Source organism: Roseateles toxinivorans, assembly GCF_004362525.1.
In the GTDB taxonomy this organism is placed as follows: domain Bacteria; phylum Pseudomonadota; class Gammaproteobacteria; order Burkholderiales; family Burkholderiaceae_C; genus Paucibacter; species Paucibacter toxinivorans.
This window is the reverse complement of the sequence record NZ_SNXS01000002.1, coordinates 683,369-698,381: the sequence shown is the minus strand read 5'-3', so window position 1 is coordinate 698,381 and position 15,013 is coordinate 683,369. Positions and strand designations below refer to the sequence as shown.

12 protein-coding genes are annotated in these 15,013 nt (G+C 68.0%); 7 read left to right on the top strand and 5 right to left on the bottom strand.

Annotated elements, in window-relative coordinates; all coding sequences use genetic code 11:
* Window positions 1–248: 248 nt before the first annotated feature.
* Entirely contained in the window at window positions 249–2,567 is a 2,319-nt protein-coding gene (locus DES47_RS08975; RefSeq protein ID WP_133700327.1) for an NADP-dependent malic enzyme, read from the bottom strand.
* 130 nt (window positions 2,568–2,697) lie between these two features.
* Between DES47_RS08975 and DES47_RS08970 the strand changes: the two genes are divergently transcribed.
* The gene (locus DES47_RS08970) at window positions 2,698–4,782 is read left to right on the top strand and encodes an ATP-binding protein (protein ID WP_133700326.1); all 2,085 of its coding nucleotides are present in this window, start codon (window positions 2,698–2,700) and stop codon (window positions 4,780–4,782) included.
* A complete protein-coding gene (locus DES47_RS08965; RefSeq protein ID WP_243748228.1) occupies window positions 4,779–5,438 on the top strand; it encodes a response regulator transcription factor in 660 nt (219 codons plus the stop codon). The genes DES47_RS08970 and DES47_RS08965 overlap by 4 nt, the downstream gene beginning before the upstream one ends.
* 6 nt (window positions 5,439–5,444) lie before the next feature.
* Here DES47_RS08965 and DES47_RS08960 read toward each other — a convergent pair whose 3' ends face one another.
* Together DES47_RS08960 and DES47_RS08955 are read right to left on the bottom strand one after the other, a co-directional pair.
* Window positions 5,445–6,725 carry a M16 family metallopeptidase gene (locus DES47_RS08960; protein ID WP_243748227.1) on the bottom strand — a complete coding sequence of 427 codons (1,281 nt, stop codon included), beginning with the start codon at window positions 6,723–6,725 and terminating at the stop codon, window positions 5,445–5,447.
* Window positions 6,726–6,789: 64 nt separating this feature from the next.
* The gene (locus tag DES47_RS08955; RefSeq protein ID WP_133700325.1) at window positions 6,790–7,089 is read right to left on the bottom strand and encodes a hypothetical protein; all 300 of its coding nucleotides are present in this window, start codon (window positions 7,087–7,089) and stop codon (window positions 6,790–6,792) included.
* Between the two features lie 190 nt (window positions 7,090–7,279).
* Here DES47_RS08955 and DES47_RS08950 point away from each other — a divergent pair, with 190 nt between their 5' ends.
* Window positions 7,280–8,023: a transporter substrate-binding domain-containing protein gene (locus tag DES47_RS08950; RefSeq protein ID WP_133700799.1), complete on the top strand. Its 744-nt coding sequence runs from the start codon at window positions 7,280–7,282 to the stop codon at window positions 8,021–8,023.
* A gap of 6 nt (window positions 8,024–8,029) precedes the next feature.
* On the opposite strand, the gene DES47_RS08945 is transcribed toward DES47_RS08950, so the two are convergent.
* Window positions 8,030–9,580, bottom strand: coding sequence for a methyl-accepting chemotaxis protein (locus tag DES47_RS08945; protein ID WP_133700324.1), 1,551 nt, complete (start codon window positions 9,578–9,580; stop codon window positions 8,030–8,032).
* 109 nt (window positions 9,581–9,689) lie between these two features.
* Window positions 9,690–11,891, bottom strand: a complete 2,202-nt coding sequence (gene katG, locus DES47_RS08940) for a catalase/peroxidase HPI (protein WP_133700323.1) — start codon at window positions 11,889–11,891, stop codon at window positions 9,690–9,692.
* A gap of 129 nt (window positions 11,892–12,020) precedes the next feature.
* On the opposite strand from katG, the gene thiL reads away from it, so the two are divergent.
* From thiL to DES47_RS08920, 4 genes are read left to right on the top strand one after another with little or no spacing between them, the layout of a single operon-like run.
* Window positions 12,021–12,971: a thiamine-phosphate kinase gene (thiL, locus tag DES47_RS08935; RefSeq protein ID WP_133700322.1), complete on the top strand. Its 951-nt coding sequence runs from the start codon at window positions 12,021–12,023 to the stop codon at window positions 12,969–12,971.
* Window positions 12,968–13,516: a phosphatidylglycerophosphatase A family protein gene (locus DES47_RS08930; RefSeq protein WP_133700321.1), complete on the top strand. Its 549-nt coding sequence runs from the start codon at window positions 12,968–12,970 to the stop codon at window positions 13,514–13,516. The genes thiL and DES47_RS08930 overlap by 4 nt, the downstream gene beginning before the upstream one ends.
* A complete protein-coding gene (locus DES47_RS08925) occupies window positions 13,516–14,004 on the top strand; it encodes a CinA family protein (RefSeq protein WP_133700320.1) in 489 nt (162 codons plus the stop codon). The genes DES47_RS08930 and DES47_RS08925 overlap by 1 nt, the downstream gene beginning before the upstream one ends.
* Window positions 14,001–14,954 carry a 2-hydroxyacid dehydrogenase gene (locus DES47_RS08920; protein ID WP_166651919.1) on the top strand — a complete coding sequence of 318 codons (954 nt, stop codon included), beginning with the start codon at window positions 14,001–14,003 and terminating at the stop codon, window positions 14,952–14,954. The genes DES47_RS08925 and DES47_RS08920 overlap by 4 nt, the downstream gene beginning before the upstream one ends.
* The last annotated feature ends 59 nt before the right edge of the window (window positions 14,955–15,013 follow it).

Here is a 15,013-nt window from a genome sequence, read left to right as displayed (position 1 = left end):
CGGGTTTACCCTGAATCCTGAAAGCAACATGGTACAGAATGAGGGCGAAAAGCTCAAGGCTGTCCTGCGCCAAACCCGGAAATACGGCGCTTGTGAGTAGGCGCACACAGTTCCTGAAAGCGAGTGACTTCAATCACTTCATGGAGCCGTCACCTTCGGGTAAGCGTTCGCAAACAAATTTTGCTCAAAGCGCCCATCAATGAAAAAACGCCCCAGATTGGGGCGTTGTCTCGCGCCACTTCAGTGGTTCAGCGGGCAGCGTTGGCGTCCGCCACGGTCAGCGCCGTCATGTTGACGATGCGTCGCACGGTCGCCGACGGGGTCAGCACATGGACCGGTTTGGCTGCGCCGAGCAGCACCGGGCCGATCGCGATGCCGCCGCCTGCAGCAGTCTTCAGCAGGTTGTAGCTGATGTTGGCCGCGTCGATATTCGGCAGCACCAGCAGATTGGCCTCGCCCGTCAGGGTGCTGCGGGGCATCAGCTCGGCGCGGTACTTGGCGTCCAGCGCGGTGTCGCCGTGCATCTCGCCGTCCACCTCCAGCCAGGGGGCCTGCTCGCGCAGCAGGGCCAGGGTCTGGCGCATCTTCTGCGCGCTGGGGTGCTCGCTCGTCCCAAAGTTCGAGTGCGACAGCAGAGCGGCCTTGGGATGCAGGCCGAAGCGCATCAGCTCTTCGGCGGCCATGGCGGTAATCTCGGCCAACTGCTCGGCGGTCGGGTCGTAGTTGACATGCGTATCCACCAGGAACACCTGGCGGCCGGGCAACATCAGGCCGTTCATGCAGGCATAGATCGGCACATCCTGCGGCGTCTGCGGGCAACCACCGGCGCGCTTACCTATGACCTGATCAATGTAGTGCAGATGGCTGGCCGTGGTGCCCCAGGTACCGCACAGCATGCCGTCGACTTCACCCTTGTGCAGCATCATGGCGCCGATCAGGGTGAGGCGGCGGCGCATCTCGATCTTGGCCACCTGTATCGTCACACCCTTGCGCTCGGTCATGCGGTGGTAGGTCTGCCAGAAGTCGCGGTAGCGATGGTCGTGCTCGACATTGACCACATCGTAGTCCTGGCCCTGTTTGAGCCGCAGGCCGAAACGCTCGCAGCGCTCGGCGATGACGGCCGGGCGGCCGATCAAGGTAGGGCGAGCCAGATTCTCGTCCACCACCACCTGCACCGCACGCAACACGCGTTCCTCTTCGCCTTCGGCGTAGGCCACGCGCTTGTTCTTGGCGCGTTTGGCCTCAGTGAAGATGGGCTTCATCGTCGTGCCTGAGGCATAGACAAAGCTCTGCAGCTTCTCGCGGTAGGCCTCCATATCGGTGATCGGACGCGCGGCCACACCGGAGTCCATGGCGGCCTGGGCCACGGCCGGAGCGATCTTCATCATCAGCCGCGGGTCGAAGGGCTTGGGAATCAGGTACTCGGGGCCGAAGCTCAGATTGGCACCGGCATAGGCGGCGGCGACGACCTCGCTCTGCTCGGCCTGGGCCAGCTCGGCGATGGCGCGCACGGCGGCAATTTCCATCTCGTCATTGATCGTCGTCGCACCCGAATCGAGCGCGCCGCGGAAGATGTAGGGGAAGCACAGGACGTTGTTGACCTGGTTCGGATAGTCGGTACGCCCGGTGGCCATGATGGCGTCGCTGCGCACGGCGTGCACGTCTTCCGGCAGGATCTCGGGGTTCGGATTGGCCAGGGCGAAGATCATCGGCCGCTCGGCCATCGTCGCCACCATGTCGGCCTTCAGCACGCCGCCGGCCGACAGGCCGAGGAACACGTCCGCACCCTTGATCACATCGCGCAGGCTGCGCTGATCGGTCTTCTGGGCGAACTGCTCCTTGTCCGGGTCCATCAGCTCGACCCGGCCCTCGTAGACCACGCCGGCCAGGTCGGTGACCCAGATGTTCTCGCGCGGCAGCCCCAGCTTCATCAGCAGGCCCAGGCAGGCCAGCGCCGCGGCGCCGGCGCCCGAGGTCACCAGCTTGACCTGGGTGATGTCCTTGTTCAGCACCTTCAGGCCGTTCAGCAGCGCCGCGCCGACGACGATGGCCGTGCCATGCTGGTCATCGTGGAAGACGGGGATCTTCATGCGCTCGCGCAGCTTGCGCTCGACGTAGAAACAGTCCGGCGCCTTGATGTCCTCAAGGTTGATGCCGCCAAACGTCGGCTCAAGTGCTGCGATCACGTCCACCAGCTTGTCGAGGTCGTTCTCCTGGATTTCCAGGTCGAACACATCGATGCCGGCGAACTTCTTGAACAGCACGCCCTTGCCCTCCATCACCGGCTTGGACGCCAGCGGGCCGATGTTCCCCAGACCGAGCACGGCCGTGCCGTTGGTGACCACGGCGACCAGATTACCGCGCGAGGTGTAGCGGAAGGCATTGGCCGGGTCGGCGACGATCTCCTCGCAGGCATAGGCCACGCCCGGCGAATAGGCCAGGGCCAGGTCACGCTGGTTGACCAGCTGCTTGGTCGCGGCGATGGCGATCTTGCCCGGCGTCGGGAACTCGTGATACTCCAGCGCCGCTTGACGAAGTTGGGCGCTCTTTTCTTCTGAGTTGATCATGGGGCGTGGCTCGCTTGACAGCAGGGAGCTGGATTGTAGGAGTGTCAAGACGCGCGCGGGTACGCGGAACTGCGCATGCCGCACCGCGCGCGTCCGCCGATACTGACTGCTTACGCCTACATTCAAGCGCATGCCCAGCCCCCGCCCTTCCGAACCCCTGCTTGGCCGCGCCCGGCGTTGGCGCCGGCCGCTGCTGTGGGCAGCGCTGGTGGGCCTGCTGCTGATTGCGCAGTCGCTGCTGGTGGCCTTGACGCTCAGCTATGAGGCCACGCGCTCGCAGGAGCAGGTCGAGCAGGTGGCCGGTGAGGTGGCCGGGCGGGTCAAGCAGAGCGCCTCGCGCTATCTGCAGGGCCTGCAGGCGCTGATGTGGCTGCGCGAGCCGGGCCCGGTGCTGTGGCGCAGCCATGCGGCCGAGCTGCTGCGCGAGCACCGGCCGCTGCTGCGCATCGAGCAGCGCAACCTCAATCTGGGCGTGGACGAGGCGGTGGACAGCCCCTTCGCTCAGCCACTGTTCACCCTGTTGCCGCGCGAGGCCATAGGCCTGGAGCCGGAGCTTGCCTGCGTGGCGGCGCGCCGCCAGGGCACCCAGCTGTATTCGCGCAGCTATTTCGTGCCCATGGCCGGCGGCGAGGGGCTGGAGGTGGTGGACCTGTGCCTGCCGCAGATGCGCGCCGGCCAGATCGCCGGCTATCTGGTGGCGACGATCAGCCTGCGCATGCTGCTGGAGGAGTCGGTCGCCACCGACCATGCGCGGGGCCACGAGTTCAGCTTTGTCGAGGGCGACGGCACGCGGCTGGCACGCGCCGGCCTGACCCGCGGCGCCGGCGTCTATCTGATGGAGCGCCTGGTCGATCTGCCCGGTCTGACCCTGCAGCTGCGCGTGGACAGCGGCGCCGGCGCGCCGAGGCTGATCCCGAATCTGGCCACGGCGCTGGTCATGGGCCTGTCGCTGGCGCTGTTCGCCGTGGTGCTGCTGCTGGCCCGCGATGTGCGCCGCCGAGCCCAGGTCGAGGCCGCACTGGCCGAGGCGCTGGCCTTCCGAAAGGCGATGGAGGATTCGCTGATCACCGGCCTGCGCGCCCGCGATCTGGACGGCAACATCACCTACGTCAACCCGGCCTTCTGCACCATGGTCGGCTTCAGCGCCGAGGAGATGCTGGGCAGCACAGTGCCACCCTACTGGCCACCCGAGTTCCGCGAGTCCTACCAGGAGCGCTACAAGAGCCTGGCCCGGCGCCTGGAAGCCCAGCAGGATCCGCGCGCCGGCTTCGAGACCGTGTTCATGCGCAAGAACCAGGAGCGCTTTCCGGTGCTGCTGTTCGAGGCCCCGCTGCTCGACCCCCAGGGCCGGCATCGCGGCTGGATGAGCGCGGTGCTCGACGTCAGCGCGCAGCGCCGCGTCGAGGAGATCTCGCGCCAGCAGCAGGAGCGGCTGCAGGCCACGGCCCGCCTGGCCACGATGGGTGAGATGGCCTCGCTGCTGAGCCACGAGCTGAACCAGCCGCTGGCGGCGATTGCCAGCTATGCCACCGGCTCGCTGAACCTGATCGAGCGCGAGGCCCACGATGCGCAGACCCCGCAGATGCTGCACCAGGCGCTGGGCCGCATTGCCGAGCAGGCCGAGCGGGCGGGCCGCATCATCAAGAGCGTGCACGACTTCGTGCGCCGACGCGAGCAGGCCCGCGAGCCGGTGGGGGCCGACCAGCTGGTCGAGGCAGTGATGCCGCTGGTGCGCCTGCAGGCGCGCAAGAGTGGCGCCCGGGTCGAGCTGGACCTGCCCACGCCGGTGCCGCGCATGCGCTGCGACCGCACGATGCTGGAGCAGGTGCTCTTGAACCTCACGCGCAACGGCATCCAGGCGATGGATGGCGAGGCCACGCCGCTGGCCGAACGCGTGCTGACGCTGCGCGTGCGTCAGCAGGGGCGCTGGGTCAGCTTCTTCGTCACCGACCGCGGCCCCGGCATCGCCCCCGATGTGGCCAAGCGCCTGTTCACGCCGTTCTTCACCACCCGCAGCGAGGGCATGGGCCTGGGCCTGAGCCTGTGCCGCACGGTGGTCGAGCAGCATGGCGGCGCGCTGGACTTCGAAAGCCGCACCGTCGCCACCGAGCACAGACCCACCGGCACCGAGTTCCATTTCACCCTGCCGGCAGATATGCCGACGGATGCGCCGACCGTTGCCGCCGAGACAGAGACAATGAGGAGCGAAGCATGAGCACCAGCCACCCTGCCATGGGCCTGCCCATGGTCTACCTGGTCGACGACGAGGACGTGGTGCGCGATGCCTTGGCCTGGCTGCTGCGCTCGCGCCGCCTGCTGTCAGAGGGCTTTGCCAGCGGCGAGGCCTTCGAGGCGATGCTGGACGGCCGCCCCGACACCCGCGCCGGCGGCGACTGGCCCCAGGCCCCGTCCTGCCTGGTGCTGGACATGCGCATGCCGGGCATCAGCGGCCTGGTGCTGTTCGAGCGCCTGGTCGAGCGCGGCCTGACGCCGGTGCTGCCGGTGATCTTCCTGACCGGCCATGGCGATGTGCCGACCGCGGTGGCGGCGGTGAAGAGCGGCGCCTTCGATTTTGTCGAGAAGCCGTTCTCCGACAACGCGCTGGTGGACCGCGTCGAGCAGGCGCTGGCCGCCAGCGGCCAGGCGATCGCGCGGCGCCAGGCGATGCGCGCGATGAGCCAGCGCATGGCCGAGCTGACCGAGCGCGAGCGGGAGGTGATGGCCCTGGTCGTCCAGGGCCTGCCCAACAAGCTGATCGCCGACAACCTGAACATCAGCGTGCGCACGGTCGAGGTGCACCGGGCCCGGGTGTTCGAGAAGATGGATGTGAAGTCGGCGGTCGAGCTGTCGAATCTGCTGAGGGAAGCCTGACCGCCCTCAGGCAAACAGTGCCTCAGCCCGCTCGCGCGCCCGCGCCGGCACGCTGCCGGTCAGCGCAATCGCCACCGGGCGCTGCGGATCCAGCAGGCGGACGAACACCGCATGCACATCCTGCGCCGTCACGGCCTGCAGATGCGCCAGCCATCGCTGCGGGTCGCGCAGGCGGCCGAAGGTGAACAGGTCTTGCGCGGCCGTCTCCAGCTGGCGCGACGGCTGCTCCAGCGCACGCAGTGCCCGCACCGTCAGCTGCTTGCGGGCCCGCTCCAGGCCCACCGCATCGATATTGCCGTCGGCATGCTGGCGCAGCAGACCGGCCACGGCGGTCAGAAACTCTTCGGCATGGGCCGGCGCCGTCGAGCCCTCGATCACGAACTGCCCGGCCAGCGGGCCGATGTCGGCCGTGCAGGCCGCGTGATAGGCCAGGCCGCGGCGCTCGCGGATCTCGTCCAGCAAGGGCGAGCTCATGCCCTCACCCAGCAGGGCGGCGGCCAGCACAAAGGGCACATGCTGGTCGCCATCGTCCAGCGCGGGCGCCTCGAAGCCCAGCACTGCCTGGCATTGGCCGCTGCCGGCCATGCGGCGCGTCTTCAGGCCGCCCAGCCAGGCCGGCGCCGCCACCTCGTTCGGTATGCCGGCCGGCATCGCGCCAAACGCGGCCTCAACGGCACGCACAAAGGGCTCGAACTTCACCGGGCCGGCGACCGCGACCACCACATTGCTGGCGGTGTACTGGGTCTTTGCATAGTCCAGCAGGTCCTTGCGGCTGAAACGCAGGATGTTCGCCTGCGTGCCGATGATGGGCCGCCCGGCCGGATGCGAAGCCCCGTAGCAGGCACGATCGAACAGCTGGAAGGCGACCGTGGTCGGGTCGTCGTCGAACTCGCTGAACTCCTGGGCAATGACGCGGCGCTCGCGCTCCAGCTCATCGGCCGGAAAGCTGCTGTTCAACACAATGTCGGCCAGCATCGCAACGAAGGCGTCCAGGTCGCCCGGCAGGCCCTCGAGGTGGAAGGCCGTGTGGTCCTTGTCGGTGTGCGCATTGACCTCGGCGCCCAGCCGCTCGGCATCGAGATTGATGCGCTGGCAGTCCCGCGTGGCCGTGCCCTTGAAGGCCATGTGCTCGACCACATGGCTGATGCCATTCAGCCGCGCGCTCTCGTGCAGGCTGCCGGTGCGGATGAACACGCTCAGCGACACGGTGGCGCGCCAGGGCATCTCAATGGCGACGGCGCGCAGGCCGTTGGAAAGGGTGGCGAGGCGGGGGGCGGTGGAATTCAAGGTGGGCGATTGCGGGGGAAAACGGACCGGCTAGTGTCGCCGCTATCGAATGCCCGGGCTTTTGTCAGTCTTGCGGGCCACCAAACCGGGCGAAGAACTCCTCGACAAAGCGCTGCGATCCGGTCAGCGTCAGGGTGACGGCATGCCAGCCGCCTGGCTCCACGCTGACCTGCAGGTCATGGTCCCAGTCCATGCCCTCATCGACCGGCCCATGGGTGTGCGGGAAGCTGCGCCAGGCCCAGTCCAGCACCTGCTGCACCTCGGCCATCACCGCCCCGTGCTGCTCCTTTGAGGTGGAGGCCAGCGCTTCCAGCGTGGTGACGCCTTCGGTGTCTTCGCTGAGGTCGAAGCTCAGGTAGTCCATGGTCGGGGGCCTGCGGATGGCTGTGCGAATGCGGGATTATCCGCCCCGTGCCCGCAGGCGCGGCGCGGCCGGCGGCGCCATACTGGGAGCGCCCCAACGATCCGAGGATTCCGCCATGCCCCAGTTGCTGTCGCGTCGTCGCCTGGTCCTGTCCGCCGGCCTGGCGCCCATCGCCGGTCTGACGGCCTGCATGAGCACGGCCTCGCTGCCCGCCGGAGCCCGGGCGGCATTGGCGCCCAGCGGCCGGCTGCGCGCCTGCATCAACCTCGGCAATCCGATTCTGGCCAATCGCAGCGGTGCGGGCGTCGTCAGCGGGGTGTCGGTGGACCTGGCGACCCTGCTGGCCGAACGCCTGGCGGTACCGCTGGAGCTGGTGGTGGTCGAGGCGGCACTGAAGTCGGTGGACACGGTGAAGGCCGACCAGGCCGACATCGGCTTCTTCGCGATCGACCCGCGGCGCAGCGACGGCATCGGCTTCACCGCACCCTATGTGTTGATCGAAGGCGCCTATCTGGTCCGGCAGGGTTCGGACCTCACCGACAATGCCCAGGTCGATCGCGCCGGCACACGCATCATGGTCGGGCGCGGCAGCGCCTACGACCTCTATCTGTCGCGGGAGCTGAAAACCGCGCAGCTGATGCGCACGCCGACCTCGCCCACCGTCGTCGAGCGCTTTCTGGCGGAGAACGCGGACGTCGCCGCCGGCGTTCGGCAGCAGCTGGAGGCCGATGCCGCGCGCCTGGGCGGGCTGCGCCTGCTGCCCGGCCGCTTCATGGTCATCGAGCAGGCGATGGGGCTGCCCCTGAGCCGTGGCGCCGCGGCCAGGGCGATGCTGGCCAGCTTCGTCGAGGAAGCCAAGGCCAGCGGTTTTGTCGCGCAGTCGCTGGCGCGGCACAGCATCAGTGGGGCCATCGTCGCACCGGCCTCCCGCTGATACAAACTAGGACAGCTTGAACACCGCCACGATCTTGGCCAGATTGGCCGCCTGGTGCTTGAGACTCTCGGCCGCGGCAGCGCTTTCCTCAACCAGGGCAGCATTCTGCTGGGTCACCTGATCAAGCTGGTTGACCGCATCACCGACCTGGCTGATGCCTGAACTCTGCTCGACGCTGGCGGCGCTGATCTCGTTGATCAGGTCATTGACCCGCCTGACCTGTGACACGATCTCGCCCATCGACTGGCCGGCCTCGTGGACCAGGCGCGAACCGTTCTCCACCTTCTCGACGCTGGCGCCAATCAGGGTCTTGATCTCCTTTGCCGCCTGGGCCGAGCGCTGGGCCAGGCTGCGCACCTCGGAGGCCACCACGGCAAAGCCCCGGCCCTGCTCGCCGGCACGGGCGGCCTCCACCGCCGCGTTCAGTGCCAGGATATTGGTCTGGAAGGCAATGCCGTCAATGGTGCCGATGATGTCGGCAATCCTGCGGCTGCTTTCGGTGATCTCGCCCATGGTCACGACCACCTGTTCGACCACCCGGCCGCCCTGGCTGGCCGCGCTGGAGGCGCCGCCAGCCAGCTGGGTGGCCTGGCGTGCGGTGTCGGCGTTCTGCTTGACGGTGGCGGTGAGCTGCTCCATCGAGGCCGCCGTCTGCTGCAGATTGCTGGCCTGCTCTTCGGTGCGCTGGCTGAGGTCGGCATTGCCGGAGGCAATCTGGGCCGAACCGGTGGCAATCGAGTCCGAGCTGTTGCGCACCTGACCGACGATGCGCACCAGACTGGCGTTCATCTCGGCCAGTTCGCGCAGCAGTTCGGCCACCTCGTCCCTGCCCTGCGCATGCACCTGCGAGGTGAGGTCGCCGGCCGAGATCGCCTTGGCCAGGGCCACGGCCTCGCCAATCGGCCGGGTGATGGACTTGACGATGACCCAGGCCAGGAAGGCGCCGCTGAACAGCGCGATCAGCGCAACGCCGATGGCGACGGCGGTGGCCGTGGCGCGGGTGCTTTGAGCGGCCTCGTACTCCTTGGCCGCCTGCGCGACCTGCAGCTTGACCAGCTCATTGATAGCCTTCTCGGCCGGCGGACCGAGCTTGGACACCGACTCGGTGTAGATCTTCACGGCCTCTTCATCCTGGCCCGCCACGATGGCATCGCGCACGGCAAGCAGGCCCTGCTTGACATAGGCTTCACGGGCCTTGGCAAACTCCGCGGCCAGGCTCGCCTCTTCCGGCGTCATCGCGGAGGCCATATAGGCCTTCCAAAGCTCGTTGGCCGCCTGGACATTGCTGCTCAGCTCCGCGCTCCGGCGCTCGATATTCTCCTTCGTCGGCCTGGCCATGATGTCCATCACCAGCACCCGGTTGCGGTTGATGATGCGGTTCACGTCGCCGAGCTGCTGCAGCGGAATGGTGCGGTCGATGTAGACATTGCGCAGCGCGTCGCTGACCGAGCCTATGCCTCGCAGGCCCACCACCGCGATCACCAGCATCAGCAGCAGCACCATGCCGAATGCCAGGGCCAGGCGCGGGCCGAGCTTGATGTTCTGTAGCGACTTCATGGGCGAGGTCCTTGTCGAAACGGTCACAGATCGTGCTCGATAAGGCGACTTTGATTAATTTCTTCGATTTGCGCAACCGCCCCGGTCGGGGCGGTCACGCAAAGCCCGGTCACCGCCCGGCCAGGTCGAAGCGGTCCAGGTCCATCACCTTGCTCCAGGCCGCCACGAAGTCACGCACGAATGCCGGCTGCGCATCGCTGCAGGCATAGACCTCGGCGAGGGCGCGGAGCTGGGCGTTGGAGCCGAAGACCAGGTCCACGACGGTGCCCGTCCACTTGAGCGCGCCCGTTGCCCGGTCGTGCCCTTCCAGCACGCCTGCGGTGGTGGACTTCTGCCACTTCGTTCGCATGTCGAGCAGATTCACGAAGAAGTCATTGCTCAAGGTCTCGGGCCGTTCGGTGAACACGCCATGGCTGGACTGACCGACGTTCGCATTCAGCGCACGCAGGCCGCCGATGAGCACCGTCATCTCGGGAGCGGTCAGGCGCAGCAGCTGTGCCCGGTCCACCAGCAGTTCGGCTGCCGCGCCCTCGGCCCCCTTGCGGGCGTAGCTGCGGAAGCCGTCAGCGATGGGCTCCAGCACGGCGAAGGATTCCACGTCGGTCTGCTCCTGAGAGGCATCCATGCGCCCCGGCGAGAAGGGGACCTGCACCTCGGTACCGGCCCGCTTCGCCGCGGCCTCGACGGCAGCGGCACCGCCCAGCACGATCAGATCGGCCAGCGACACCTTCTTGCCCCCCGTCTGGGCGCCGTTGAAGTCCTGCTGGATCGCCTGCAGCACCTGCAGCGCCCGTGTCAGCTCGGCCGGCTGGTTGACCTCCCAGTCCTTCTGCGGGGCCAGGCGGATGCGCGCGCCATTCGCGCCGCCGCGCTTGTCGCTGCCGCGGAAGGTTGAGGCCGAGGCCCAGGCCGTCGCCACCAGCTGCGAAATGGACAGGCCCGAGGCAAGGATACGGGCCTTCAGGGCGGCCACATCGTCCGCGTCGATCAAGACATGGTCGACGGCGGGGATCGGATCCTGCCAGATCAAGACCTCTGCCGGCACCAGCGGCCCGAGGTAGCGGGCGCGCGGGCCCATGTCACGGTGCGTCAGCTTGAACCAGGCGCGGGCAAAGGCATCGGCAAAGGCCTGCGGGTTCTGCATGAAGTGCCGCGAGATCTTCTCGTAGGCCGGGTCCATGCGAAGCGCGAGGTCCGCCGTGGTCATCATCGGCACATGGCGCCGGGCCGGGTCATGGGCATCGGGCACCGTGCCCGCGGCCGCGGCCTCCTTGGGCGTCCACTGATGGGCCCCGGCCGGGCTCCTGGTCAGCACCCACTCGTACTTGAACAGGATTTCAAGGTAGTCGTTGTCCCACCTGATCGGGTTGGTGGTCCAGGCCCCCTCGATGCCGCTGGTGATGGTGTGCACACCCTTGCCGGTACCAAATCGGTTGTTCCAGCCCAGGCCCTGTTCCTCGATACCGGCCCCCTCCGGCTCGGGCCCGACATACTGGCCCGGGTCGGCGGCGCCATGGCACTTGCCAAACGTATGGCCGCCGGCAACCAGTGCCACGGTCTCCTCGTCATCCATGGCCATGCGGGCGAAGGTCTCGCGGATGTCACGCGCCGAGGCGATCGGGTCCGGCTTGCCGTTGGGCCCTTCCGGATTCACATAGATCAGGCCCATCTGAACAGCGGCGAGCGGGTTCTCAAGCTCGCGGTCGCCGCTGTAGCGCTGGTCCCCCAGCCACTGGCCCTCGCTGCCCCAATAGATGTCCTCCTCCGGCTCCCAGATGTCCGGACGCCCGCCGGCGAAACCAAAGGTCTTGAAGCCCATAGAGTCCAGCGCCACATTGCCGGCGAGCACGATCAGGTCGGCCCAGGAGATCTTGCGACCGTACTTCTGCTTGACCGGCCAGAGCAGGCGCCGCGCCTTGTCCAGGCTCGCGTTGTCCGGCCAGCTGTTCAGCGGCGCAAATCGCTGCGCACCGGAACCCGCGCCGCCACGGCCATCGGCGACCCGGTAGGTGCCCGCGCTGTGCCAGGCCATGCGGATGAAGAAGGGCCCGTAATGGCCATAGTCGGCGGGCCACCAGTCCTGCGAATCGGTCATCAGCGCATGGAGGTCCTTGATCACGGCGTCGAGGTCAAGGCTCTTGAACTCGGCGGCGTAATCGAACGCCTCGCCCATGGGGTCGGACAGCGATGAGTGCTGATGCAGGATGTTCAGCTTGAGCTGATTGGGCCACCAGTTCGCGTTGGACCGGGCTCCCGCGATCGTGTGGGGACGGGCGTCGCTCGCGAACGGGCATTTGGATTCCGCTGACATGAAAAACTCCATTAAGAATTGGCGATGGGCTGACCGCTCCAGTCTAGAGTTCGGGCGCCGCGTCATGGGCGAAATTTCTCTATGGTCGCCATAGCCCACGCCCCCGCCGCAGGCTGAGACAATCCCCCCATGGGTGAATTCGATCTGATCAAGCGCTTCTTCACGCGACCCAGCACCCAGGTGCTGGGCGTCGGCGACGATTGCGCGCTGTTGGCGCCGACAGCCGGCATGCAGTGGGCCGTCTCCAGCGACATGCTGGTCGAGGGCCGGCACTTCCTCAGCACGGTGGCGCCGGAGCGCCTGGGCCACAAGGCGCTGGCGGTCAACCTCAGCGACCTCGCGGCCTGCGGCGCCACGCCCCGCGCCTTCACCTTGGCGCTGGCCCTGCCGCGCATCGACGAGGCCTTTCTGGACGGCTTTGCCCGCGGCCTGTTCGCGCTGGCCGATGCCCATGGCATCGAGCTGGTCGGTGGCGACACGACGGCCGGGCCCTTGAACATCTGCATCACCGTGTTCGGCGAGGTGCCGCCCGGCCAGGCCCTGCTGCGCAGTGGCGCGCAGACCGGTGACGACGTTTTTGTCAGCGGCACTCTGGGCGATGCGCGACTGGCGCTCGAGGTGTTTCGTGGCACGCTGAGCCTGCTCGGCGACGGATTCGACAGCGTTCGCCGGGCGATGGAGTTGCCGCAGCCGCGCGTCGCGCTGGGCCAGGCGCTGCGCGGGCTGGCCAGCAGCGCCGTCGATGTGTCGGACGGCATGCTGGGCGACCTGGGCCACATCCTGCAGCGCTCTGGGGTGGGTGCAACCGTGCAGGCCGACAGCCTGCCGCGCAGCGCCCTGCTGCAGACCCTGCCCATCGAGCTGCAGCGCCAGTTCGGCCTGGCTGGCGGCGACGACTACGAGCTGGTGTTCACCGCGCCTGAGTCAACACGTGCCGCCGTCGAGGCCGCGGCAGCCGGAGTCGGTGTGGCGGTGACCCGCGTCGGCCGTATCGATGCCGAGCCGGGCCTGCGGCTGACGGACGCGCAGGGCCAGGTCTTGCCTGCCCGCTACGGCTCCTTCGACCACTTCAAGTCATGATCAGCCCGGTCGAAGACGCTGTTCTCACCGGCGCGCCGCGCCGCGCCACCGGCCGCTTCATGCTGGGCCACCCGGCGCACTGGATCGCGCTGGGCTTCGGCAGCGGCCTGTCGCCGAAGGCGCCGGGCACCGTGGGCACGCTGTGGGCCTGGGTGTCCTTCCTGGTGCTCAACCGCTGGCTGGACGATGTGCAATGGGCCTGGGTGCTGGCCATCGGCACGCTGATCGGCTGGTGGGCCTGCACGGTGACGGCACGGAATCTGCGCACACCGGACCCCGGCTCCATTGTCTGGGACGAGGTGCTGGCCTTCTGGCTGATACTCTGGCTGGCCATGCCCATGGGCTTCTGGGGCCAGGCCGTTGCCTTCAGCCTGTTCCGCTTCTTCGACGCAGCCAAGCCTGGCCCGGTGGGCTGGGCCGACCGGCTGTTCAAGGGCCGGCCCGGTGTGCCGCCCGGCTGGTCCCAGGGCTTCGGCATCATTTTTGACGACCTGGTGGCGGCGCTGTGCACGCTGCTGGTGATCGCGCTGTGGAGAGCCATCTGATGAATGATCTGTTGTCTGCCCTGGCCACCACCCTGCGCGCCGGGGGCAAGACCATGGCCACGGCCGAGTCCTGCACCGGCGGCATGATTGCCACAGCCTGCACCTCCTTGGCCGGCTCCAGCCTGTGGTTCGAGCGCGGCGTGGTCAGCTACAGCAATGAGGCCAAGATCGAGCTGCTGGGCGTGCCTACGGACCTGATCAAGGCCCATGGCGCGGTCAGCGAGCCGGTTGCACTGGCGATGGCCAGCGGCCTGCTTGCGCGAGCTCCGGTTAATTTCACCGTCGCCGTCACCGGCATTGCAGGGCCCGATGGCGGCTCGGCCGACAAGCCGGTCGGCACCGTCTGGCTGGCGCTGGCCGGCAGGAGCGGCGTGCTGCGCGCCTGGCGCGAGCAGTTTGGCGGCGACCGCACCCAGGTGCGCGAGGCCACGGTGATCAGCGCGCTGCAGGCGCTGCTCGATCAGGCCCAGGCAGAGCTGCGCCCATGAGTATCCTGTTCATCGGCGGCTGGCAGCGCGGCAATGCCAAGGACGAGGCCGAACGCACTCAATGGCTGCAGGTCCTGCAGTTGGCCATGCCCGGCGAAGACTGGGTCGAGCAGGTCACCCCCGGGCAGGAGGCGCAGATCGAGGTGGCCGTGGTCGCCAACCCGCCGCAGGGCAGTCTGCAGGACCTGCCCGGGCTGCGGCTGATCCAGTCGCTGTGGGCCGGGGTGGACAGGCTCCTGACCGATACCAGCCTGCCGGCCGAGGTGCCGCTGGCCCGCATGGTGGACCCTGCCATGAATGAGGCCATGGTGCAGACGGCACTCTGGGCGGTGCTGGCATTGCACCGCGGCTTTTACGACGTGCAGCACCAGCAGCAGCAGGCGCTGTGGCAGGCGCCGGCGCAATGCCGTGCCCACGAGTGGCGGGTGCTGGTGCTGGGCCTGGGCGAGCTGGGCGGCCGCGTGGCCGGCACCTTGGCGCACTTGGGCTATGACGTCTGTGGCTGGAGCACGCGCCCGGCAACGATAGCCGGCGTCCGCACGGGCAGCGGTGAGGCTGAACTGGCACAGCTACTGGCCGAGGCCGACACGGTGATCAATCTGCTGCCGTTGACCGATCAGACCCGCGGCTTCTTCGCTGCCGCCCGCTTTGCTGCAATGAAGCGGGGCAGCACGCTGGTCAATCTGGCGCGCGGTGCCCATGTGATCGAGGCCGATCTGCTGGTTGCGCTGGACAGCGGCCAGCTGAGCCGCGCGGTGCTCGATGTGTTCAGCGTCGAGCCGCTGCCGGCGGCGCACCCGTTCTGGGCTCACCCGAAGATCACGGTGCTCCCGCACACCGCGGCACAGACCGATCCGCGCAGTGCGGCCGAGGTCGTGAAGGCCAATCTGGCGGCACTGCGCGAGGGCAGGCCCTTGGCTCATCTGGTGGCGCGCAGCAAGGGCTACTGAACCCCGCATTCCGGCCTGCGGCCTGCATACGGGCTACGAACGTCAGGTAGCCCGGATGG